This window comes from Paenibacillus sp. FSL F4-0243 (assembly GCF_037963295.1).
Taxonomy (GTDB): Bacteria; Bacillota; Bacilli; order Paenibacillales; family Paenibacillaceae; genus Paenibacillus_AQ.
In genome coordinates this window covers 50159-75095 of the sequence record NZ_CP150151.1, presented here as the reverse complement: position 1 = coordinate 75095, position 24937 = coordinate 50159, and the positions used below count along the sequence as shown (strand labels likewise).

The 24937-nt window shown below is 46.4% G+C and carries 22 protein-coding genes; 1 reads left to right on the top strand and 21 read right to left on the bottom strand.

Translation table 11 applies throughout. The annotated features are described in order from the left end of the window. Positions 1-189: 189 nt before the first annotated feature. From ftsH to pth, 19 genes are all read right to left on the bottom strand, one after another. Complete coding sequence (gene ftsH, locus NSS87_RS00340) at positions 190-2244, bottom strand: ATP-dependent zinc metalloprotease FtsH (RefSeq protein WP_042183872.1); 2055 nt, start codon at positions 2242-2244, stop codon at positions 190-192. Between the two features lie 109 nt (positions 2245-2353). Beyond that, entirely contained in the window at positions 2354-2893 is a 540-nt protein-coding gene (gene hpt, locus NSS87_RS00335) for a hypoxanthine phosphoribosyltransferase (RefSeq protein ID WP_042183870.1), read from the bottom strand. Between the two features lie 46 nt (positions 2894-2939). Then, positions 2940-4382, bottom strand: coding sequence for a tRNA lysidine(34) synthetase TilS (gene tilS / locus NSS87_RS00330; RefSeq protein ID WP_042183868.1), 1443 nt, complete (start codon positions 4380-4382; stop codon positions 2940-2942). Between the two features lie 36 nt (positions 4383-4418). Next, the gene (locus NSS87_RS00325; protein WP_042193073.1) at positions 4419-5357 is read right to left on the bottom strand and encodes a serine/threonine protein kinase; all 939 of its coding nucleotides are present in this window, start codon (positions 5355-5357) and stop codon (positions 4419-4421) included. Next, positions 5347-6093, bottom strand: coding sequence for a VWA domain-containing protein (locus NSS87_RS00320; RefSeq protein WP_042183866.1), 747 nt, complete (start codon positions 6091-6093; stop codon positions 5347-5349). Before NSS87_RS00320 ends, NSS87_RS00325 begins: the two co-directional genes overlap by 11 nt. A gap of 507 nt (positions 6094-6600) precedes the next feature. Continuing rightward, positions 6601-9108 (bottom strand): stage II sporulation protein E, encoded by a 2508-nt coding sequence (gene spoIIE, locus NSS87_RS00315; protein WP_339244197.1) that lies wholly within the window; start codon positions 9106-9108, stop codon positions 6601-6603. A gap of 343 nt (positions 9109-9451) precedes the next feature. Then, a complete protein-coding gene (locus tag NSS87_RS00310) occupies positions 9452-9952 on the bottom strand; it encodes a S1 domain-containing RNA-binding protein (RefSeq protein ID WP_036678766.1) in 501 nt (166 codons plus the stop codon). 124 nt (positions 9953-10076) lie between these two features. Beyond that, positions 10077-10412, bottom strand: coding sequence for a septum formation initiator family protein (locus NSS87_RS00305; RefSeq protein WP_339244196.1), 336 nt, complete (start codon positions 10410-10412; stop codon positions 10077-10079). Between the two features lie 23 nt (positions 10413-10435). Next, positions 10436-10999, bottom strand: a complete 564-nt coding sequence (yabQ, locus tag NSS87_RS00300) for a spore cortex biosynthesis protein YabQ (RefSeq protein ID WP_076286874.1) — start codon at positions 10997-10999, stop codon at positions 10436-10438. Further along, entirely contained in the window at positions 10996-11280 is a 285-nt protein-coding gene (gene yabP / locus NSS87_RS00295) for a sporulation protein YabP (protein ID WP_042123140.1), read from the bottom strand. Before yabP ends, yabQ begins: the two co-directional genes overlap by 4 nt. Positions 11281-11417: 137 nt before the next feature. After that, on the bottom strand, positions 11418-11696 hold the full coding sequence (locus tag NSS87_RS00290; RefSeq protein WP_042183857.1) for an RNA-binding S4 domain-containing protein: 279 nt from the start codon (positions 11694-11696) through the stop codon (positions 11418-11420). Next, on the bottom strand, positions 11696-11968 hold the full coding sequence (locus NSS87_RS00285) for an HU family DNA-binding protein (RefSeq protein ID WP_036678778.1): 273 nt from the start codon (positions 11966-11968) through the stop codon (positions 11696-11698). The genes NSS87_RS00290 and NSS87_RS00285 overlap by 1 nt, the downstream gene beginning before the upstream one ends. 287 nt (positions 11969-12255) lie before the next feature. Next, entirely contained in the window at positions 12256-13755 is a 1500-nt protein-coding gene (gene mazG / locus NSS87_RS00280) for a nucleoside triphosphate pyrophosphohydrolase (RefSeq protein ID WP_042183855.1), read from the bottom strand. A gap of 66 nt (positions 13756-13821) precedes the next feature. Continuing rightward, entirely contained in the window at positions 13822-15504 is a 1683-nt protein-coding gene (locus NSS87_RS00275) for a polysaccharide biosynthesis protein (RefSeq protein ID WP_339244193.1), read from the bottom strand. Between the two features lie 148 nt (positions 15505-15652). Further along, positions 15653-16195 (bottom strand): stage V sporulation protein T, encoded by a 543-nt coding sequence (gene spoVT / locus NSS87_RS00270; RefSeq protein ID WP_339244191.1) that lies wholly within the window; start codon positions 16193-16195, stop codon positions 15653-15655. Positions 16196-16450: 255 nt separating this feature from the next. After that, positions 16451-17494: a peptidylprolyl isomerase gene (locus NSS87_RS00265; protein WP_042183851.1), complete on the bottom strand. Its 1044-nt coding sequence runs from the start codon at positions 17492-17494 to the stop codon at positions 16451-16453. Next, a complete protein-coding gene (mfd, locus tag NSS87_RS00260) occupies positions 17481-21005 on the bottom strand; it encodes a transcription-repair coupling factor (protein WP_042123128.1) in 3525 nt (1174 codons plus the stop codon). The genes NSS87_RS00265 and mfd overlap by 14 nt, the downstream gene beginning before the upstream one ends. 131 nt (positions 21006-21136) lie before the next feature. Further along, positions 21137-21367, bottom strand: coding sequence for an anti-sigma-F factor Fin family protein (locus NSS87_RS00255; RefSeq protein WP_042123127.1), 231 nt, complete (start codon positions 21365-21367; stop codon positions 21137-21139). 84 nt (positions 21368-21451) lie between these two features. After that, positions 21452-22012 carry an aminoacyl-tRNA hydrolase gene (pth, locus tag NSS87_RS00250; RefSeq protein ID WP_339244188.1) on the bottom strand — a complete coding sequence of 187 codons (561 nt, stop codon included), beginning with the start codon at positions 22010-22012 and terminating at the stop codon, positions 21452-21454. 124 nt (positions 22013-22136) lie between these two features. Between pth and NSS87_RS00245 the strand changes: the two genes are divergently transcribed. Next, positions 22137-22337 (top strand): hypothetical protein, encoded by a 201-nt coding sequence (locus tag NSS87_RS00245; RefSeq protein WP_042183847.1) that lies wholly within the window; start codon positions 22137-22139, stop codon positions 22335-22337. Positions 22338-22453: 116 nt separating this feature from the next. Here NSS87_RS00245 and NSS87_RS00240 read toward each other — a convergent pair whose 3' ends face one another. Both NSS87_RS00240 and glmU read right to left on the bottom strand, forming a co-directional pair. Next, complete coding sequence (locus tag NSS87_RS00240) at positions 22454-23407, bottom strand: ribose-phosphate diphosphokinase (protein WP_036678796.1); 954 nt, start codon at positions 23405-23407, stop codon at positions 22454-22456. A gap of 87 nt (positions 23408-23494) precedes the next feature. After that, the gene (glmU, locus tag NSS87_RS00235) at positions 23495-24895 is read right to left on the bottom strand and encodes a bifunctional UDP-N-acetylglucosamine diphosphorylase/glucosamine-1-phosphate N-acetyltransferase GlmU (protein ID WP_042183845.1); all 1401 of its coding nucleotides are present in this window, start codon (positions 24893-24895) and stop codon (positions 23495-23497) included. Between the last annotated feature and the right edge of the window lie 42 nt (positions 24896-24937).

Here is a 24937-nt window from a genome sequence, read left to right as displayed (position 1 = left end):
ATCCGAAAAAATGAATAAGCTGATGTTAATAGTAAGTAATATTAATCACTAATGTACACAACGTTCCAGCCCCTGTCAATGTGACTAGACAGGCTTCCAAGCATGAAATTACCTAAAAATTAAAATAAAAAATCCGGAGAGCAATTACGCTCTCCGGATTAATTTACATCTTATGAATAGTGATCCTGCTTAGGTAAGGCTAGTTCCGCCGCCTTTATTGTCATCATCAGATCCGTCATTACCCTCAGATTCAGGTTTGTTCGGGATTTCCTTTGATAGGTTCGGAGGCGTGGAATCAGTATCTTCAGACTTGCCTTGAATGCGGACACGCACATCACCGATATTATCAATGACAGGTTCGCCAACTTCAAGCGCAACGCCTTCGCCACCCTCAGCCTTACCATCTTCAGAAAGGAATCCTTGTTCAATCAGCTCTTTAATCTGATCAAGCTCAAGTGTTTCCTTCTCAAGTAACGTATTGGCAATCAGGTGCATTTCTTTAGAGTATTTGAGCAACAGTTCTTTACAACGTTCGTAGCTCGAAGTAATAAAGTTCTGCATTTCTTGATCAATCTCATAAGCAATGGAATCACTATAATTCTGTTCATGCCCAATATCACGACCCAAGAATACTTGGCCTTGAGAAGAGCCGAACTGCATAGGTCCAAGCTTATCGCTCATACCGTACTCCATGATCATGGCACGCACGATGCGCGTAGCCTGTTGGAAGTCACTGTATGCGCCCGTACCGATCTCACCAATAAACAATTCTTCGGCAACACGTCCACCAAGTAATCCAGTAACCTTATCCAAAAGCTCCTGCTTGGTAACGATCATCCGATCTTCCTTCGGAAGCATAATAACATATCCGCCGGCACGTCCGCGTGGGATAATTGTAACTTTATGCACCATATCAGCATGCTCAAGGAAATAACCAGCTATAGTATGGCCTGCTTCATGGTAAGCAACAATGCGTTTCTCACGGTCACTGATAACCCGACTACGTTTCTCAGTACCCACGATAACACGGTCAATGGCTTCATCCACTTCAATCATGGAAATATCTTTGCGGTTACGACGTGCAGCTAGCAATGCTGCTTCATTCAGCAGATTCTCTAGATCAGCACCCGTGAATCCAGTTGTGCGTTTAGCGACAACATCCAGTCTTACATCTTTCGTAAGCGGCTTGTTACGAGCGTGAACCTTAAGTACAGCTTCACGGCCTTTTACGTCAGGGCGGTCAACCGTAATTTGACGGTCAAAACGTCCTGGACGAAGTAATGCAGGATCAAGTATATCAGCGCGGTTAGTTGCCGCAACAATAATAATGCCTTCGTTACCACCGAATCCATCCATCTCAACCAGCAATTGGTTAAGTGTTTGCTCGCGCTCGTCATGTCCGCCGCCGAGTCCGGCGCCGCGTTGACGACCCACAGCATCAATTTCATCAATGAAGATAATACATGGCGCGTTCTTCTTAGCGTTCTCGAACAAATCACGTACCCGAGAAGCACCGACACCCACGAACATTTCTACAAAATCGGAACCGGAAATACTAAAGAAAGGAACACCGGCTTCACCTGCTACTGCACGTGCAAGCAATGTTTTACCTGTTCCCGGAGGGCCTACAAGCAGTACGCCTTTAGGGATACGTGCACCGACAGCTGCAAATTTGCGCGGATCTTTCAGGAACTCAACGACTTCGACAAGCTCTTGCTTCTCTTCGTCCGCCCCTGCAACATCCTCGAAGCTGATTTTCTTCTTCTCTTCATTATATAACCGAGCCTTGCTCTTGCCGAAATTCATGACTTTACCGCCGCCACCTTGCGCCTGGTTAAACAGGAAGAAGAACAAGATGAACATAATGACTAGCGGGATAATAGAAGAAAGGAATGTCAGCCAAATGCTGGTACCTTCCATTTTCTTCTGAGTTAATTCAATCCCATTAACATCACTGGCTTGAATCAGTTCATTAATAGCAGCATCTGTTGGAGGAATATATGTGGAGAAGCTTTTCGATTTAGTATCGGCAGGCAACTCTCTATATTCGCCTGTAACTAAAAAGGCATTACCCTCAAACTGAACCGTCAAATCCTTCACATTGTTGCTCTTGATCTCCTGCCGTAACTCGTCGTATCTAGGGAAATCGGCGGCTTCATTTCCATTGCTCACAAACTGGACAATACCCACCACGACTAAAAATAAAATCAAATAAAAACCAGAATTCCGGATGAACCGATTCATCCCCTACCTCCTCTCGCAACACTCAAGTTATTGTACCATAGCCTCTTGGGACACCTCAAATAAAGGAAGCCAAGGGTGCCCGATCCGTATGATCAAGGCAATCAATAGTTCAATTGGAATAAATCTCAGGCTTCAGTACTCCAACATATGGGAGGTTCCGATACCGCTCGGCATAATCCAATCCGTAGCCTACTACAAATTCGTCTGGCAACACGAAGCCTGTATAGCTGGCTTCCAGATTAACCGTACGACCTGAGGGCTTATCAAACAAGGTAACCACATTGATAGAAGCAGCATTGCGGTTGCGGAGTAGCTCAATCAAATAGCTGAGCGTAAGGCCACTGTCAATAATATCTTCAACGATCAAGATATCGCGGCCTTCTACCGATACATCTAAATCCTTAATAATTTTGACAACACCAGAGGACTTGGTGGATGCTCCATAGCTAGATACTGCCATGAAATCCATCTCAACAGGTACTGTAATGGCTTTAACCAGATCTGCCATAAATATAAACGCGCCTTTTAGTACACAAATGACTAAAGGGGTACGTCCTGCGTATTCTTCGCTCAGTGTTCGACCGAGCTCCTTAATTTTCTGCTGAAGTTCCTCTTCGGTGATCAAGACTTCTTGAATATCATTTTGCAACTTGCGAAACCTCCTAAGTTATACTATGAAAGACTTACATCGACCATTACGTTTCTTCACGGTCATCCAGCTCTGCTAGAGACAATAGAAGTACCGAGGTCGTTTGCCGCCCTACTGCGGCATGCATCGAGCGTCTTACGCCCGGAATCCAGACGATATTGCCCAAACCATCACAAACGAGGGGGATCATTGAGCGTTCAGCAGCAGGTATTTTATCATCAATATAAATATCTTTTACCTTTTTGCTTCCGTTTAATCCCATGACTCTTATGGTATCTCCAGGCAATCGGGAACGAATCGTTAGTGGAAAGACCAGTTCATCACGGTCAAACCAAGCCGACATCTTCCCATAATCCTCCCCCTGTACAAAAAAGTTTTCTCTCTCCAGCACCGCCATCGACATCACCTTACCTATTTCCTCCAGCTTAAGCTCGGAATCCGGTAAAAACAGACGATATGTATAGCTTGCCTGTTGCTGCGCGGGCTTGGACGAGAACAAGATGATATCATATTGCCGCACACAAGTCAGGCCTCCACCTAAATCCAAACTCCAGGTGGTGGGATAGCTCTGCAGCGTTCCCCGACGTACAGATTCAATCTTGGAGAAATCAAGGGCAGATAGATCCGCCGACAGATAATTTAATATTAGTTTAATCAAACGCCGTTGTAAAGCGGAGGGTATGGCCGCAAATGAAGCTCTGTTAAAGGTATATTTCCCTTCCCCTTCCGAAACCAGCTCCTCAAAGCATTTTACCGCAGATGCTTCCATATATTCATCCTCAGCTCCTGCAATTTCCGCAAGCTGCACAAGTGACTGCCTTACTCTGCCGTTATACCTTTCCAGAAAAGGAAGAACTTCCAATCGAACAGCATTCCGCTTGTATTTCGTCAGCAGATTAGTCGCATCCTCGGCATAGGTGAAACCTTCATTCTGACATAACCCAAGAAGAGCCGTTTTGTTAATACGTAGGAATGGACGAATGAGTTCCACCTTTTTTTCTGTTCTTTTCCACTTGATACCGGACAGCCCCGATAAACCGCTTCCTCGCAATAGACGCATAATCACCGTTTCTGCCTGATCATCCGCATGATGAGCCAGAGCAACGGAGCGCGCCCCATAACGGTGTGCGGTATCAATCAGGAATTCGTATCGCTTCTCGCGCGCTGTCCCCTCAGGGCCGAGTCCACTCTCTTTAGCCAAAGAGGGAATATCGAATTCTGCCAACTCAAAGGGCAGTCCCAATTGTTCAGCCATACCACGTACTAGCTCTGCCTCTTCCTTAGACTCCGCTCTAAATCCGTGATTCACATGAGCGCATATTAAGGTAAGTGGCATAACGTTTAAAGCTATTTCATGCAAAACATGCAAAAGAGCCACAGAATCCGGGCCGCCGGAAACTGCGACTACAATGGTGTCATGGGGCGCCCACAGCTCGTGCTCGGCTGCTGACTCCAATACTGACTCCACCAGTCCATTCATTTGCTCCATATGCGGCCCCCCTTTTCTCTAACTATATGTATAAGTTCAAAACCGAAATACCCAATAAATTGTAAAGGCAAGCACAAACAAGGATAACCCAAAAGCATTTTTGAGCCAGCGAGGTGTGTCCATACTATCAGGACGCTTTCTACGCGAATTGTAAATATGGCTTCGCCAGAGCTCTGTAGCATCTGCGGAACCGGTGAAACCTCCTTTTAATGCCAAACAAATCCAAGAGGATAGTTTCTTGTCGGGTAGATTTCTAGCCAGCTTAAACAGCTCATCTACACTTCTTGTCTGCGGCAGCTGTAGCGCAGCTTTCTTGAGCCCCTCTTCATTCAAAAGACGGAGGCACAGTACAGCAAAAGCGAATAGATCATAACCCTCATCACTCGTGCGGCTGCCTGCATTCCAAAAGCCACGGTCATGCCATTCGGTAAACTGCTTCACACTGCGACCAATAGGACTTGTGCCCCCAAAGTCGATCAGCTCCACTTCGCCGTACTTTGATACCATGACGTTCTCCGGCTTCAAATCCCCGAACACAAAACCGCATTCATGCAGTGTGCGCAGCTTATCAAGCAGACCAAGCCCTACCAGGCCTAACCAGTCGGGACCGTTTTTCGATAAAAAATGATGCAGAGGTTTGCCTTCAACATACCTCATTACATAGAAGGGGACATTATCCCCATTCGCAAAATCATCCGCTTCCAAAAAATAAGAAGACAATGGATTCTCACGACGAGCACGATGCTCATTCCGCTTTCGCCGTGATTGCAGCGAGGTTAGTACATTGATCTCCGATTGAAGTTCAAGTGTATCGTATCCGATTTTTAGCGCGTACCTTTCCCGTCTGCCTTCTCTTTGCACAAGATATACGGTTCCGTTCGCGCCCCTTCCCAGCATCCGCTCAACGACATAACGGTTACCCCGCCATTTGCCGTTAATTAAGGTACCAGTAGGATAGGACGGATTAGACGACATACCCACCAATCATCCCTTCTCTTTCGTCGTGGTCATCACTTAGTCGGCGTCCACGATGTTCATCCAGTGTATCATAACGATAATGTTCAAGCACCTTGAAAATAGCTGGACCCGTCGGTGTCGCGCCTCTCATGTGTAATTTAGAGAATAACGTACGAATACCTGACATGTCATGGGTCCAATCTAGATCAAGCTTGGCATCTTCGCTGCTGTTATTTCCAGGATAATGGAATACAGCAATCTCACTCTTACCTTCCCGTGCTTCCAAACTGAGCGCCAAATCGCGGATAGCATCTTCCACAGCACCCAGTTTAGGTTTCATACTAGCACTGGCATCGATAAGAAGTGCAATGCGCAGCGGTGTTGTTTCTGTCAGTTCATCTACAACTGTAACAACCTGTGAACGTTGAACAGGAGGTAACTGATCCAGTGAGCCATCGCCTAGTATCTTTTTCACCTCTTTATTAACCGCCTGTTGGATCGTCTGAACCACGGTCTTGCGTGTCATCATCTGAATCGTCTGCGCCAGTTGTGGCGTTCCGACTATTCGGCTAAGGCCTCCCCCGGCCTTGGCAATGTCGGCAATCTCCCGGCTTCCGAGCTCGCCGATCGTACCATAATCAACTACACCAACCACATTTACGGTGATTCCCTCCTGCAGGGCATGCGCCGCTGCCAACACCGGACTTTCTCCTACATTCGAACAACCGTCAGTAATGAGCATAATTTGCTTCATAACCCTCAACTCCCCCTTTGTTTGAACCTCTGTTTCTAGCATATCCAGAAATGAGAGATTTCAAACGGTCGCTTTTGTTGGGGAAATTTGTGATCTGAACTAAGGGGATAGTGAATAGGGGAACTGCAAGAAAGGTTTGGGCTTTCGATCGCTGTTATTATTTGATTTCTCTATTAAAACCGCCCTCTGCAGTTGAAATCAAATAATAAAGGCGAACGCTCCGCTTCTACAGCTCCAAACTTTCTCTCCGTTCCGTACCTTCACTAGTAAACAGTTTAGATCTAAAAAATTACGCGCCAAAGTCAGCGAAACTTTGAAACGTAAATAGTAGAGACCGGCGAGTTTCACATCACAGACTCGCCTCGACTACCATTCAAGCACGGCACTATGCCCGTGCTTCAAACAATCAGCACGACGCCTTGCGCGTACTAAAACATACAAGCAACACGACGCTTCGCGCGTGCTAAAACATACAGGCAATACGACGCTTCGCGCGTGCCCAACCATCTAGCTCACCGTACGCGGACGCTCCATTCGGCCAACACCAGGCATATGCAAACTGGACCACTCTGGGTGGAAATGATCTACACGACTGACGACAATCGTCATGTCATCATGGATCTCATTGCCCTGATAACGAATTACCTTATCTAACAGGCTATCCGCCAAGTCTTGAGGATCATCCCCCTCGAGCTCTTGGATCAACCGTTTCATCCATATCTCCTTATTAACGGCATATCCTGGCGCATCATAAATACCATCCGTCATCATAATCAAAATATCACCGGCCCGAAGCTGCATGCTAATCAGATCCACATCGATATCTTTAATGATTCCTATAGGCAGATTGCTAGAGGTTATTGGAATGACCTCACTACCCCTCCGGATAAAGCTCGGTGCGGAAGCAATCTTCATAAAAGTTGTCTGTGCGGAATACTGATCGATCAAAGCCATGTCAACGGTAGCGTAGAATTCGTCAGGAGAACGTAATAAGAGAATAGAGTTTACCGACTTTACAGCCAGCTTCTCATCCATACCGGATTGCAGTAGCTTTTCTAACATACCGAGGGCGGCACTACTCTCCATTCTCGCCCGCTCACCATTTCCCATTCCATCGCTAATGGATACTGCAAAGGTGCCGTTTCCAAGCTCCACGGTACTGAAGCTATCGCCAGATAACATATCTCCTCCTTTAGAAACAACGGCCACTCCTGTGTTTATCTCAAAGGCTTTGGCTGAACCGAAGGTAACCATCGACAATCCTTCCCGAGGATGGACTGCCGTCTCGCTCATGACAGCAATATTCTCATCTAGTATGTCGGAAAGGAGCGGAGCGATCATTTTACGGCATTCATCAAAACCACGAGTATAGGCATGCACCACCTCTATTTCTACACGCCCAGGATCTAAACTTAGGATTTCGATACTATGAATAGACAGCCCTAATTTCTCCAATGTCTCACGGATTTGAGCTTCCTGATGATACATAGCCTGTCCCTCACGTTTTATTTCACGCGCCAGGTCCTCCATAACCTGTGACACGCCCGATAACTGCTCGGCAACAAATTGACGACTATCGTATATTTGTCTTTTCCATCGCATATCATGTTGGTAAAGATCATATTGTCCTTTCATGACTTCAAGTACTTCACCAGTCTTACCGCAAATCCGGCTCCATTCCGGAGGCAGCTGAGCTGCCGTAATATCAGGGCATTCCTCAACAGTAGTCATCATATCTGTCATGTATCTATACGTCTGATAGAATTTTGCATCCCAGCAGTGGGAACGCCGAATGCATCCTGCACAGGCCCCCTCTGTCACCGTACTCATGAAATCCTCCATCTCACGGTCTGACTTCCCTACTTCTCCGGCACGTGGAATCTGCCCAAAGCTGCTCGACAGCTGCTGGAATACCTGTGAGAATTGCGTCACCCGTTCTGCCGTTAAATCCCTGACCCTTCGCGCATATTCGTGTTGAGATCGGCTATGATCTGACGTGCCAGGAACATATTTAGCAATGGCAGATATCATCGCCTTAGGCGTTATAAGAAATAGCACTACCGCTACGCAGGTTTCCCATGTTGAGGCCATCATATCACCCGGACCCGTAAAATAGACGGAAAGGATCGTGGATCCTAGCAACATCCCGATAGATACTGCACCTTTTCGACCACCCTGCATCATTCCCGCTAGCATTCCAGAAAAAGCAAGCAGGCTCATCTGATAGATAGCACTAATATCCGCCAAACTGAGAATCAATCCGGTCACCACCCCAACAGCAGCCCCAAGAGGAGCCCCCCCTGCCATGGCGAAGAGTAGAATCAAATATCGTGACAATATATGCTCCAAAGACAAACCATTAAGGGTCCAGCCCACAAGGCCCGTCATTACTGAGGCAAGTAATATAATAAGGCACAGAATCTCCTCGTTCCTGAGCGCTCTACTTTTTTGCTTATAGGTTAGTAGAGGCAGCGCTTGAATGAACACAAGTGTAAGCACAAAACCTAGTAAAGCATCTAGTGTTGTCATCATAAGCGGATACCAAGAAAGAGAAGGTCCAATAACAATCTGGAACAAGCCAACCATAAACGAAGACACGAACACCATAAGTGGTGCATAGGATAAATCTATTCGTTCATAACTTTCCAAGCCTTTATAAACTAAAAAGAAAATAATCAGCTCAGCAGTAGTAACCAAAGCTCCAGGGAATGGAGTAAAGAGACTTCCAGCTATAATGGCTGCAGCTACAGGTAGAATAGAGTCGCGACGCATAAACACAATGACGGCAAAGTATGCGACAGCAAAAGGGGATAGTTCGTCCAGAATCATGGCTCTACCCAGCAGAAACCCCATGAAACTGAGCAATAGCATCCATTTCTTCGCTGCTATTAGCTGAACATACCGCTGCTTCTGACCCCAAGCTGTAATACGCGTGCGCAATGCTTGTCTCTGCTTCTTATCTTCACTTCCCACTCTTGTCCACTCTGGCAAATTTACCACGTTGCTTTTACTCATTCCCCTACACCACCCGTTTAAGAATTTATGGTTCTCATTATATAACCGGGGAATTGAGAAAGTTTGTCAGAAATGGAGGGACACACACAAGAAATTTCCGACAAAAAAGCCTTCATTCATGATCTGTAAAAAAGTGGTTCTATCCCTTGCGGGACGGTAGGTTGATTGGTTTCAAGATTGTTTACAACGTAATTTCACGCGCTGACGCGGCGGTCTTTCGTCAGCGATTGCCCTAGAGTTATGTGAGAATGTCATGGATGCTGTCGGCAATTTTATATGACATGACAAAAAAACCGCAAGGGCGAAATGCCCCTGCGGTTATTTATGATGTACAGGTATTGGATTACACGCGTTTAGCTCCACGGCCTCCGCGCTTTCCTTCTGTGTTCTTCTTAATCGAAGATATCCGTTCTTCGCTGTCTTTCAGGAATCGCGACATTTTATCCTCGAATGAAGGTTTACCGGCTGCAGGCTTAAATGGACGCCCACCCCGTTCACGATTGAATCCACCGCCGCCTCCACCACTGCCGCCTCCACCGCCGAAACGGTCTCCGCCGCTAGGACGTTCTGGTCTTGGAGCTCTAGGCGGACGTACTTCCGATGCTGGCTTGTCAACAGCCTGCTTAATGGAAAGTCCGATCTTGCCGTCCTTATCGACGTTGATCACCTTGACTGTTACTACATCACTAATCTTCAGATGATCGTTAACATCCTTGACATAATTATCGGCGATTTCCGAGATGTGAACGAGACCTGTGACACCTCCTGACAGATCCACAAATGCTCCGAAATGCGTGATGCCTGTCACTTTGCCTTCTAACTTGGTGCCCACTTCAATTGCCATAGAATAAAATGATCCTCCCTTAAAAATATACAGACGAATATTAAGGTCATCCTGTCTGCGGTGATTTGATTATACAGTAAAGAGCAAAGCAAGGCAACAGAGTAAAAGCCTCTTTTCGCCGCTATTATTGCTCTGATTGCTCTGTTCGAATAGGAGTTTCCCCTTGAGGATAGATATTGTACCATTTACGTGCTAATTGGCCAATATACTCGTCATCATTAAGTCTGGATAATTCATATTTTAATTGAGTTAAAGATGCCATGACATCCTCACTAGTCTCCTGTTTCTTTGCAAGTTCCTCACCCTTGTCCGCAATGACCGCACTTTGAGCGAAGTAAGTATAACTCGCCCAACCAAAAAATACTGCCACAAAGACAATCCACATAAATCTTCTTCTCTTCGCGCCTGCGGCCGAATTTTTGCTATGATTACTTTTCTCTTCCGCAGTAAATCTGTTCATGCAACGTACCCCCTAATTCAAGGTCAGCGTTTCCGCCATTTGGTAATCCATTCAGTGATCTTCACAATCCAGGCGCTATGTGTCAGCCGCGATAACTGTGGAGAGATCCACCTAACAGGTAATACCCAAATTGGTTTGGTCAGACGCAGCAGAAGCTTAAAGATGAACCGCAGAATACGACCTAGTAGCTTTAGCAGCCCTAAAATAAATCGCCAAAGCCAGAGAAGAGGTGTACCTATCAGGATCTCCACAAGTCTCCACAGCAACCTGCACATATACTGAACCGATTGAATTAACCTTAACACAAAACGCCGCACCGTAACACTGAAGATTAAAAAATAGATCCATACTCCTAGAAACAAACCTAGAAAGACATAAAACCGCAATTGTCCTTGATTTCCGGCATACAGCATACGAAAAACGAGCAAGGCGGCCCAAAGCCAATACAGTAGATCTAGCATGGCATTCAGCCATTTGGGAAAATTGAACTTCAGCGACAGCACCCGGTAGCTGTCATAGGCCAGTCCCATTGCCAGCCCGGCCATGATCATGTAGAACAGCGTCACCCACTGGACTGCAGGATTCATTTAAATAGCTTACCGAGCAGACCTTTATTTTTGCCCTGCGATCCGGGATCGAGATAAATCAGGGAATGTACATTGCCCTCTAGGGACAACATTCCGTTCTCCAGACTTAAATTTTTGATATGTAAATGATTCCCGCGAATGGTGAGATGGCCGAGTTCTGTACGAAGCAAAAATTCCTCGCTGTCGAAGCTCTCCACATTTTGCACGCCCGTCAACTCCAGCTGCTTCCGACTGCGCATGTGCAGATCATGCTGTTTGTTTACCTTTCCTGGCTCGATCATAGCATGTACCCCTCCTTCTTACCTCTAATCTATGGCAGAGGCAGAAGTTATAGAACATCCCGTCCCACTAAAAATAATAGAAACAAAAAGAAGGCACAACTCTACAAAATGTAAAGTTATGCCTTCTTCTATTACTCTTACCAGTCCAGTCCGCTGCTTTTGGCAACAGGCTCTTCCCGAACTAGAGTATACATACCAGCGGCCTCGTCCTTGCGAGTCGTTTCGACCAGCTTTTCTACTTTGACCGTTACAAGCTTTTGTCCAAATTGTACAGTAATCTCGTCACCGATCTTAACTGCACTACTAGGTTTAGATTCCCGCCCGTTAATCAGTACCCGGCCTTGTTCGGACACATCCTTGGCCACTGTACGGCGCTTAATTAAACGGGACACTTTCAGGAATTTGTCAAGACGCATTAGTTAACGGCTTCTTTAAGCTTGTTACCAGCTTTGAAAGCCGGTACAGTCGATTCTGGAATTTCAATCGTTGTGCCCGTTTGCGGGTTGCGACCAGTGCGTCCTGCACGTTTGCGAGTTTCAAAAGTTCCGAAACCGATCAGTTGGACTTTATCACCTTTTGCCAAAGCTTCTGTAATCTCACCCAAGAATCCGTTCAATACTGCTTCTACATCTTTTTTTGCCAATCCGTTTTTCTCGGAAATGTTGTTTACCAAATCTGTCTTGTTCATAATTTAAAGTTCCTCCTAGGATACGAAAAAATAAATGAAACGAGAATCACCACCATAATATGGGGCGAATCGCATTTCGTCTTTATGTTATTCTTGATGTCACCTTAAAATCCTGCCACGATTCGTCGTTTTTTTAAAAAAGAAGCAGTTATTTCTCAGAAATCGTCGCAGAATCTATTCTATAGCACTATTAAACTACTGGCCACATTCTAAATCAGAAAATAAAAGCTACATCCACAGCATTGCCCCATTTTTGAGTCCATATACCGTAAAGGGGCTGTGAATTACTAGACTTTTCGCTCCTCAGCCTTAGCCTCTTGCCACAGTTCTTCCATCTCTTCCAAACTACTATCCTTTACGCTCGTTCCCTTGCGCTGCAAGCTTTGCTCAATATATTGAAACCGGCGCACAAATTTGCGGTTAGTCCGGGTTAATGCCTCTTCCGGATCTGCACCGATAAAACGAGCGACATTCGTAACTGCAAACAACAAATCCCCAAGTTCCAGAATTTGATCATCTGTCGCCGCATCGGTGTCAATCGCCTCCTGCAGCTCATCGATCTCCTCACGAATCTTGGCTATGCAATCCGTAGCGTTGTCCCAGTCAAAGCCCACCTTGGATGCTTTTTTCTGAAGCTTGTATGCCTTCATAAGAGCAGGCAGGTCACGCGGAACACCACTAAGAACGGATAATTCCTCTGGCTTCACACCTTTACGCCGCTTCTCTTCTGCCTTCATGCCCTCCCAGTTCTTCAGCGCTTCTTCGGCATCATTCGCATTGGTATCCCCAAATACGTGAGGGTGACGGAAGATAAGCTTATCATTCAGCCCTTCAATGACGTCATACACGTTAAACGTGCCAAGCTCCTCCTCCATTTGAGAGTGAAGCATAATTTGCAGCAAAAGGTCGCCCAGCTCCTCTTTCATATGATCAGGGTCATCCTCATCAATCGTTTCAAGGACTTCATAGGTTTCTTCGATTAAATTTTTGCGCAGGGATTCATGTGTCTGCTCCCGATCCCATGGACAACCTTCCGGGCTTCGAAGAATATCGACAATCTCATGCAGACGGGCAAAGGTACGATTTCTTAGATTCTCGTCACGATTGGCAGGTACATAAACTAACGACAGGTTGCCATAACCGTCGAGTCGATCCAGTTCGTACAGTGGGACTCTTACAATACTTTCTTCGTTCTCGACACCGAGTGCATGCCCCACAACAACTTCATATTCAGGCGGGTACAGCTCCATCAAACATAATTTTGTCTCCGAGGCTGTAAAGCTATCGTACACCTGACCAATCAGAGTATGTAGTTCAGGCTGAAGCTGAGCACTGCGAATGCCTGAAGCATCTAGTAACTGAAACCCTTCAATGGGGTCAAACCCCAGTCGAACAAACGCCTCGTCGAGAAAGCTCTCCCCACCCAATATTTGCAGTTCAATGCCTTCCTCAGGACACCGCTCGCGCAGCTGCGAAACCGCTGATTCCGCAACCATAGGATGACCCGGAACCGCGTAAACAATATCTGTACCGTCTGCTGCTGCTTGTGCCTCTTCAATCAGTTTTGAAGTAATCGCTGCATACACCTCTGGAAACGAGGATAAAGATTCATACAATCCATCAAAGGACTGTGAAGTTATTTCAAGCTCGGAGAGGGCAGCCATGACTGGATGCTCTTTTGTGCGGACATAGACAACGGATGCTGCCTTCAGCTTCTTTATAATTCCTAGCGTCAATCGATCAGGGTTGCCTGAACCCAGACCGACGACCGTTAATGTTGCACTCATGTCTGTTCCTCCTCTTAAGCGGCTGTCTCAGCAGACCGCATTTTTATATTGTGATGTAAACGTTGATTAAGGGAATAAGCGCAGCTTCTTCAGCTTGTCCGCCAGGGACGGGCCGAAGCCTGGAAGCTGGCGAAGCTCGCTCTCGCTAAGGAGCCGAAGGACTATAGCCCCTACGGCAAAGACAGCGCAGCCTGCGAGCACCCCGAGCAGGCTCTGCGCCAAGCTGGCAGTGCGCCCGCCGCCGATGCCAGCGGCCGTAGCCGCAGCGTCCACGCCCCAGCTGGTGGCTGCAGCGGCAAGAGCCAGGCCCGCTGTGAGCAGCGCGGGCCGTGCCAGGGCATCTGCGAGGCGAAGCCGCAGATGGCCCTGGCGATACAGCAGCAGCACGTTGAGCGCTGCTGCGAACGAATGCGCGGCCACGCCAGCGATGGCTGCGCCGGTAATGCCCTGCTGCGGAACCAGCAGCAGGTTCAGGGCCGCCTTGAGCAGCGCGGCGGCCAAAAGGTGCAGGGCCGGGGCGCGCACGTAGCCGAGGCCCTGCAGGAGTGCAGCCGAGATGATGCTGACCGTACCGCCAACAGCGGTTAAGGCCAGCCAAGTCATAGTGCTGCTGCCGGCGGTGTCGCCATAAAGAGCCATATTAATCGGCTCAGCAAGCACTGCAAGGCCCGCTGACGCTGCCAGCCCTAGCAGCCAGAACCAACGCAGCGACAAGCTGCAACGGTTCTCGATCAGCTTCATATCTCCCTTGTACTTCGCCTCTGCTAAGGCTGGTATGAACACAACAGACAAAGAAGTGGCAATCATCGTTACAATCTGCACTAGTGGCAAACCACGATTGTATATACCAAACTGTGTCATTGCCTCCACTTCGCTTCCTAGAGAGGATAGCAAGCGAGGTACAGTGAATACATCTACAAGACCGATAAGAGGCATTGCGAGCGCGCCAAGCATCACGGGAATTCCATAAGCCAGCAAGGCCCCTGCTTTAACGCCCATAATCCGTTGATTTGAACGCCCCTCATTATCTGCATTGGGCAGCTTTAAACCCTGACTTTCGATAGAAGCGGTAGCATCTAAAGGGGAACCTTGTCTTAACACCCGCCGATGACGTCGCAAAAATAGCAGCATAATCACAAGCCCTGCTGCCCCTCCCCCGGCTGAGCCAAGCAAGGCGCCAGCAGCAATGCTCTCAGCTCCTGCACCCAGTGAGGTCAGGTATAAGAGCAGTACAATCATTACTGTAACACGTACGGACTGCTCTACAATTTGTGACACAGCCGTCGGAACCATATTATGAAGACCCTGAAAGTAACCCCGAAGAGCTGACATGATTGGAACAACCGCAAGTCCCCACGCACTTGCCCGCAAAGCGGGCATCACATGCGAGTTGCCGACCCACCCAGCTATAATCGGCGCACCTGCATAGGTGATTGCTCCGATAACCAAACCGCTTATGGCTGTTATAACCGCAGATAACCGCAGAATCCGCCGACCCTCGTCATCCCGCCTTCCTGCAGAGGCTTCAGCGACAAATTTGGATATGGCCGCTGGCAGACCCAGCATCGCTACCGTCAACAACATCGTGTACAAAGGATAAACCGTGTTGTATATACCAAATACCGCATCTCCGCCTAGATTTTGCAGCGGGATTTTTTGGAGTGTACCTATAAGCTTTGAAATAATCGCTGCTGCACTTAGAATAAATGCCCCTTGCAGCAATCGTGATGTTTGTGAGTTAGATTTCATAAAGTACCTGCTTCTACAACTTTAATGGGATGAATTTCTATATTATAACGTATGTATACCCACAAGTAGAAACGGTTTTGTAAGAACGACAAAACCCCGTTTGCCCTTTGTATATCTTACCAAAAGGAAAGCGGGGTCTACATTACGGTTATTGCTCCATTTGCTTGCCAAGGAATGCGGCGGCGGTTTCGGACATTTTCACTTCCATTGACGACATTTTCGCTGAATCATCCTTACTTACCATCACTACACAACCAATAGGATCTCCACCGGAAATGATCGGTGAGGCTACATATGAGGACACCAAATCCGGATGATCTTTAGCGATTTCATAACTGCCTTCGTTGGTTTCCAGTACAGTCTTACGACTATCCATGACCTTCTCCAAAAGAATTCCTACTTGTTTTTCCAAATAGTCTTTCTTGGAGCCACCAGCCAGTGCAATAAAGGTATCACGATCAGCAATCATCGTAATATGCCCAGTACCCTCGAACAAGGACTCCGCGTACTCTTTTGCAAAGTCACCAAGCTCGCCAATCGGGGAATATTTCTTGAGTATGACTTCACCGTCCCGATCGACGAAAATTTCCAGTGGGTCGCCTTCTCTAATCCGTAGAGTACGTCTAATTTCTTTGGGAATAACCACTCGTCCGAGATCATCAATACGCCGAACAATTCCAGTAGCTTTCATTTCACATGTGCCCCGCTTTCTTAAGAAGTATGGTCTTACTACTGTCCATTATGGGAAAGGATAATCCCAGTGATTTATCGTAATATCTGACCATAGTATTCATCTCTTCCCAGATCCTTATACATAAGCTGACATGTATTAATATCTGCATCAAGATAAAGGCCGTTCTGAAGATGTTTCTTCGAAATAAAAAGCCATCTTCACATTAAGTGAGGATGGCTTTTCTAAGGTAAGCTTGTCCATTTTTACCGATGTTTATTCAGCAGCTTTTGTAGCACTTGGGGATGCGCTTGGCGCTGTAGTGGCTTCTGTTCCGCTATTTTTTGTTCCGGATTCATCTGCGGCAGCAGAGCTCTTCGGCAGATTGATGCTCTCAATAATGCCTTCCAGATCTTTCTCCATGAACGCTTCTAGGTTCTTGGACACAATGGAGCTCTTAATGCCTTCTTTTTGTTCATCCGTTAACTGATCAAAGGTTTTGTCGGTACGGGACTCCACTTTGATAATGTGGTAACCATAAGAAGTCTCTACAGGATCACTAATGGTATTCAAAGGCAAGGTTTGAGCAGCCTTCTTAAACTCGTCTACATACGTTCCTACAGCTTTATCTTTATATTCTCCGCCTGTTTCCTTAGAGCTTGTATCGTCAGTGTATTCCTTAGCGATTGCTGCAAAATCAGCTCCGCCGTCCAGCTTTGCCTTAACTTCCTTCGCGATTTTCAGTGCTTCTTCGCTAGTGCGCTCTTTGTTGTTAGCATCTGTCAGACCGATTAGCACATGGCGCAAAGTCGCTACCGTAAAGTCACCTTTTGTAGCTTCAAATTCTTTGACAACCTGATCATCTGTCACTTTAAGCAGCATATCCTGATAAACCGTCAGCACACGCTCCATATAACTATGGATATCGCCCTCTGTAACGTCTGCGTCTTTAAGTGTTTTCTTATAAGTGTCGCCCAGAGCTTTCTTCAAGTCAGCGATTTGGCTATCAGCCTCTTTCTTCGCCTGCTTCTTCGCTTCATCCGTTGCTTTGGAAGCCAAATATTCAAAGCCTACTTCCTGCTTCAAAATAGACTCCTTAAACGCCTCAATCTCTAAATATTGCGCTTGCTGCGGGGAGAGGAATTTCATGATTTTTTGATCCATCGCAAATTCCTTCTCTGTGATTGTTCCACCTTTATAAGTCGCAACTGCCTTGCTATCATCAGCACTACTACCGCATGCTGCTAGCATAGAAAAGGAAACCGCTGCTACCAATGAAACGAGCAGTACTTTCCATGATTTTTTTTTATTTAACGACATTGTGTAGTTCTCCCTTCGATTTAAAAGACTGTTTAGCTTCCTTAAGAAACTGTTCAAGCAAGTCAAGCAGCTGTTTATCACTTAAGTCTTTCGACTTTACTCGGATACTGGCTTTAGCATCTCTATCGAATTGTACACGTCTTTCGAAGCTATTTCCAACTTTGGCGAGTTTGGCCGTATCCAGAGCGCCAAGACTTCCCTCATAGAAATTCAGGGTAACATCATCACCACGTCTGATCATGGAATCAATGCCATACATTTTTCCATACACTTTTAGACGAGCCACAGTTAATAGATTAACAACTGCTTCAGGCAGTTCTCCGAACCGATCCAAGAGCTCATCCTCAAGCTCAGAAGCATCATCGAAGGATGTTACTGCCGCAACCTTTTTGTAGATTTCAATTTTCTGGATACTGTCGTAAATATACTCGGACGGCAGATATGCGTCAATCGACAAATCAATGACGGTATTGCCCTCTTTGAGCGAGGTATCTTCCTCTCCAAGCACAGTAACCTTACGCTTGCGGATCTCCTCCGCCAGCATTTGTGAGTATAGATCAAATCCCACGGATGCAATAAAGCCATGCTGTTCTGCACCAAGTAAGTTACCGGCACCACGAATAGATAAATCCCGCATCGCTATTTTGAAACCAGAACCCAGTTCCGTAAATTCCTTGATAGATTGCAGCCGCTTCTCTGCCACTTCAGTCAGAACCTTGTCCCGCTGATAGGTAAAATAGGCGTACGCAATCCGGTTGGACCGGCCTACACGTCCACGTAATTGATAGAGCTGAGACAAGCCCATCTTATCGGCATCATGCACAATAAGTGTATTTACGTTAGGAATATCTACACCCGTCTCAATAATACTTGTGCTGACCAGCACATCGTATTCTCCATCAAGAAAATCAAGGATCGTCTTCTCCAGCTCCGCTTCCGACATTTGGCCATGTCCAATGCCTACCCTAGCCTCAGGAACAAGCATAGAAATTTGAGCGGCCATTTCTTGAATGCCCTGCACACGATTATAGAGATAGTAGACTTGACCGCCACGAGCCAATTCACGCTCTACAGCTTCCCGCGTAAGCGTCTGACTATGCTCAACAACATAAGTCTGGACGGGGAAACGGTTCTCCGGCGGCGTCTCAATGACAGACAAATCACGCACTCCCAGCATCGACATATGCAATGTACGAGGAATTGGAGTTGCTGTCAGGGTAAGAACATCTACATTCGTTTTTAACTTCTTCAGCTTCTCTTTATGAGTCACGCCAAATCGCTGTTCCTCATCCACGATCAATAAACCTAAGTCCTTAAATACAAGGTCCTGAGACAACAAACGGTGGGTACCAATAACCACGTCAACCGTTCCTGCCCGAACGCCTTTAATCGTCTCATTCTGCTCCTTACGGCTGCGGAAACGACTTAGGACTTGAATATTTAGCGGATAATTTGCGAAGCGTTCCCGAAAGGTCTCATAATGCTGCTGAGCTAGAATCGTTGTCGGTACCAGCACAGCCACCTGTTTACCTTCAATCGCTGATTTAAAGGCTGCTCGTATAGCTACCTCCGTCTTACCATATCCAACGTCTCCACAAAGGAGCCGATCCATTGGACGATTCTGTTCCATATCCTTCTTAATCTCTTCAATCGCTCGAAGCTGATCCCGAGTCTCCTCGTAAGGGAACATTTCTTCAAATTCACGCTGTTCCTGTGTGTCCTTCTCAAAACCATACCCTGCTGCACTTTGGCGTTCAGCGTACAGTTTGATTAGATCATCAGCAATATCCTGAACGGAAGAGCGAACCTTATTGGTCACCCGCGTCCATTCATTACCGCCTAATTTATATACTTTCGGCTCTTTATCTTCTGAACCGACATATTTCTGAATCAAGTCAATTTGCTCAATTGGAACCGAGAGCTTATCGCCACCCGCATATAAAATATGCATATAGTCGCGATGAATACCGCTGACCTCCAGCGTACCGATCCCCATATACTTACCGATACCATGGTTCTGGTGAACAACATAATCACCAATTTTCAGCTCAGTATAACTCTTGATCCGTTCAGCATTATCTATCCCTTTGGAGATCTTCCGTGCCTTCCGCTGCTTCTGAGAGAACATCTCTCCTTCAGTGATAACGGCTAAATGAATAGAAGGCAGCTCAAAGCCTGAACCCAGGTTTCCTTGTACGATCGTTGGCTCATCAATGCCGTAGTCATAAAGGACTCTGCGCACACGTTCAATCCGTTCTTCACTGCTCGCAAGCATCATTACCTTTACACCAGACTTCTGCCAACGCTCCATTTCCGATTTAAGCACATTCATCTGACCATGGAAATCCTGCATCCCACGACTAATAAACCCAAGAATGTTCTGTGGTTGAATGTGTGGGACCTGGCGCAAAAAGATCGACATAAACAGGCTTTGGAACGGACGTTTGTACATCACAACATCTGTCTCGACAGAGAGATCCAGATCCGGCAATGTTTTGCCGTTTTGCATCAGATGGAGGTTCCATTCCGATTCATCTCTTTCGAGCTGTTTCGCCGTTTCAAGCAGTCTTGTCGGCTCATCGAGAATAAGAATCGTATCCTGGGCCATGTAATCAAATAAATGAGAGCGTTCAGGGTATAAAAGACTGATATATTTATAGATTTCAGGAAAATAGGTTCCTTCGCGCAGCATTTCTAGCTCGCGTCCAATTTCTTCTTTTAGACGCAACTTAGCCTGCCGATCCGCCATTTTCTCAAGCTGTCGTTCCAGCATAACAGATGCTTCAGCAGAAGCAGATTCCTGGCGAAACCTGCTCGCTATAATCTCTTTAGCCGGTGTAATCTTCACACTTCGTACTTTATCAATAGAACGCTGATCGACTGGATCAAAAGTTCTGATCGAATCAACCTCATCATCAAATAACTCAACACGATATGCCAAAGGAGAAGTCATTGGATAAAAATCAATAATTCCACCTCTTACACTCAGTTCACCGCGATTCTCAACCCGCTCTACTCTTTCATAACCCATTTCGATCATGGACATCAAGAATTCATCCAGAGCAAGCGTTCCATCCTGAGAAACCGTAACCTGTGCCTCTGCCATAACCTCTGGTGCAGGGAGCAGTCTGCGCACTCCCGAGTAGGGAACCACAACAATACCACGGAAGCCCTGAGCACATTTGGTCAGTACATCAATACGCTGGGCTAATGTCTCTGGACTTGAGACAGCCGCTTCCGCAGCCACAAGTTCATTAGCAGGATAGAGCAGAACTCGTTCCGGGGAAAGCGCTTCCTGTAAATCATCGGCCATTTTCTGAGCCGAAAACATATTATGAGTCACTACAAGCAAGGGACGAGCTGTCTCTTCATGCAGTGCTGCAAGCATGATCTGTCTAGCTGAACCTGTAAGCCCCGATATGAGCTGTTCTTTCATACCTGCAGCTACACCCTGGGTGATAGACTGGAAATCGGGATCCTTGGAAAAAGCTTCTATAATACCTTGTAACAACAGGCGCACCTCTCTTACTAAACAGGCTAACGGGAGCCAAAGCCACCGTCACCTATTATGATTGGAATCGAAAAGAAGCCTCAGCTGTAACGCCAAGGCTTGCGGATGACGATAGAGACAGGCGCTATCACCTACTGAAGCGGACTCGTCAGCAGGCTAAGCTCCGGATTATGCTCTAAAGCCTCCTTGCAATAGTCGCAAGTCACCTTTACCGTGATCTCACCTTCTGAATTATACGCTATTATATCTCTGCGCTCCGCAGGGGTCAAGGAATGAAGGCCCAACTGCATTTCTGTAACATCACTTCTATTAATGCTGCCTAGAGATGTCTTGCAGTGCCTACATACATAGTTTATTGCCATCTATATGCCTCCTGAAGGTACTATATACCTTCAGTATGTCCGGGGAGCATCATCTTTAGCCTCATAACCAACAGAGTTTACAGATCAACCATTGAATTTAGCCATCGTCTGTTCGAATGAATTCTGTAAGCTGAACTCCAGTGCATCACAAGTATTAAGGATCATCTGCTTCAGAGGATCGCCTTCCTTTTTAGGAAATGAAGAGAGAACATAATCCACTATTGCAAAACCCGGTTCAGGGCGAGAAATACCCATGCGTACCCGATTAAAGCTTTGTGTACCTACATGCTGAATGATCGATTTAATTCCGTTATGCCCACCAGCACTACCTTGATAACGCAAGCGAATTTTTCCGATTTCGGTATCTAGATCATCGTAGACGACGATCATATCTTCTAGTTTAACTTTGTAATAATCCATATAAGCGCGAACGGCCTCACCGGACAAATTCATAAAGGTCATCGGTTTAATCAATACGGTTTTGATTCCCCCGATAACCCCTTCACCGATCACGGATTTACATTTGCTTTGGTTGAAGGAAATCCCGTTCTGAGCCGCAAGCTCATCCAATGCCATAAAACCAACATTATGCCTTGTTTTCGCATATTGTGTTCCCGGATTTCCCAATCCGACAATCCATTTCATTATCGAACCTTTCCTTTCCATCGGGCTCTCCGGCAAGAGAAGTCCGTTTTTGGTACAATAGATCTTATCTACATATCTCTGTGCAACCAGAGCGAAATTATACTCCGAAGACAGGTGATAACCTATGCTACATCAAAGTGGAATCTTAACACATCAGCGCGATTTTCAGTACCATATCCAATATGCTGTGCCTGTGGAAATATACAGAGGCGACGTGCACATTGACATTGGTGTATTGACAGCAGTGGACGAAGGATTCGTGGAGCTGCAAGGGACACTCTATAACCGCAGCATATTCACCTTCGTCTCCCGCGCCGGGTATTGAAGCCAGCGCTTCTACCTGCATCACGCCGATAAGGGTTACATCTCCGAGAGCGGAGGTGTAACCCTTTTGTACAATATAAGAATGTATAAGTTTCACGCTATACATTATCCTTATATTTATTCAATCTCAAACAATTTACTAATCGACAACTCTTCATGAACGCGGATAATTGCCTCACCCATAAGTGGAGCCACGGACAACACTTTGAGTTTAGAAGTTGGGTTCGCGCTGCGAATTGGAATCGTATCTGTCACGATAATCTCTTTAATTGGAGAATTCTCCAGACGTTCATGTGCAGGACCAGACAATACTGGGTGTGTACAGCAAGCGTATACTTCCTTCACGCCGCCTTCCATCAAAGCATTAGCACCAAGTACAATGGTTCCAGCAGTATCGATAATATCATCGATCAGAATGGCTGTTTTACCTTCAATATTACCGATAATGTTCATGACTTCGCTGACATTCGGTTCTGGACGACGCTTGTCTATAATTGCAAGCGGAGCGTTCAGGAAATCAGCAAGCTTTCTTGCACGTACTACACCGCCGTGATCTGGCGATACGACAACTGGGTTCTCGATTTGTTTGGAACGGAAATACTGAGCCAGGATAGGAACTCCCAGCAAGTGATCCACTGGAATATCAAAGAATCCCTGAATCTGCATAGCATGGAGGTCCATCGTAATTACACGGTGGGCGCCGGCTTTTTCAATCAAATTTGCTACCAGCTTGGCTGTAATAGGGTCACGGGAACGAGCTTTCCGATCTTGACGAGCGTAACCATAGTAAGGGATAACCACATTGATGCTTTTTGCGGAGGCGCGTTTGAGTGCATCCACCATAACTAAAAGCTCCATTAGGTTGTCATTAACCGGGCCGCAGGTGGATTGAACAATATACACATGACAACCCCGAACGCTCTCTGACAGCTTGACCTGAATTTCTCCATCGCTAAAACTTGTAGTATGCGATTCACCCATCGGAATTCCGATGTAATCAGCGATTTGACTAGCAAGCTTTGGGTTGGAGTTACAGGTGAAAATCTTTAATTTGGAATCACAATAAGTCATAAAATTTAAACCCTCCGTGACGGAATTTAGCTTTCCAAAGGCGCCGGCGCGGAAATTCAAGTCCGTCCGGCGCTTCTTAGCAACGCTTTACGATGGACTCGAGTGGTCTTTCTTCGCTTTTGCACGGGAACGGATCTTCTCTGCATATCCCGGTTTATTCTCCTGCCGTACTCTGGCAACAGCCAGATCATTCTCTGAAACGGAACGCGTAATTGTCGAACCAGCTACAACAAAAGCCCCCTTGCCCACAGAAACCGGTGCAATAAGGTTAACGTTACTGCCGATAAAGGCATCGTCTTCAATTGTTGTCGTAAATTTATTATACCCGTCGTAGTTAACAGTAATCGCACCGCAACCGACGTTTACATTCTTACCCACAGATGCGTCGCCAATATAGCTAAGATGCGACACCTTAGAACCGTCACCAATCGTAGCATTCTTGATCTCGACGAAATCTCCAACCTTCACTTCTTCTCCAAGTATAGAACCTGGACGCAAATAGGCAAAAGGCCCAACGGTAGTCCGTGCGCCAACTTGTGCTTGATTCAATACGGACTGCTTAATCGTCGCGTCGTCCATGATCTGACAATCTTCGATTTCACTTGCCGGTCCGATCACACAGTTCTCACCGATTACAGTTTTACCCTTCAAGATGGTTCCTGGATAGATCGTTGTATCCGACCCAATGACTACATCTGCTCCGATATATGTGGAGGCAGGATCGATTATGGTTACGCCACCCAGCATATGTTTGCGGTTGATACGTTGACGCATAATACCTTCCGCATCAGATAAAGCTAAACGGTCATTAACACCAATAGACTCGTTAGCATCCTCAGTCTGGAATGCTAAAACAAGATCACCTTGCTCACGCAAAATACTGATAACATCTGTCAAATAATATTCCTGTTGATTATTGCTGTTAGTAACCTTCTCTAAAGCCGAAAATAACTTGATGTTATCAAAGCAATAAATTCCTGTGTTGATTTCATGAATAGCTGCCTGTTCGGCATTACAATCTTTCTGTTCTACGATCTTCATTAAGCCGCCATCTTCACTACGTATAATCCGTCCTAATCCAGATGGATCATCCATTACTGCGGTTAATACAGTCGCTGCCGCCTGACGCTCCTCATGCAGAGCCATCAATCCTATCAGCGTCTCCGATGTAATAAGCGGAGTGTCACCATAAGCAACAATCGTCGTTCCTTCTTCACCACCGAGCAAATCCTTAGCTTGTTTGACAGCGTGACCAGTACCGAGCTGAGTTTCCTGCAGCACGTATTCCGCACTTTGCCCTACATAGGCCTTAACCTTCTCTGCGCCATGCCCAACAACAACAACGGTGCGCTGGCATCCGGTCGCTTCTACTGTATCAAGCACGTGCCCTACCATTGGCTTACCGCAAACGGGGTGCAGCACCTTATATAATTTAGATTTCATTCGCTTGCCTTGACCTGCGGCAAGAACTACAGCCATTCTTTTCAAGAATGCCAACCTCCTACTCTTGAACTCACTACTGAATATATC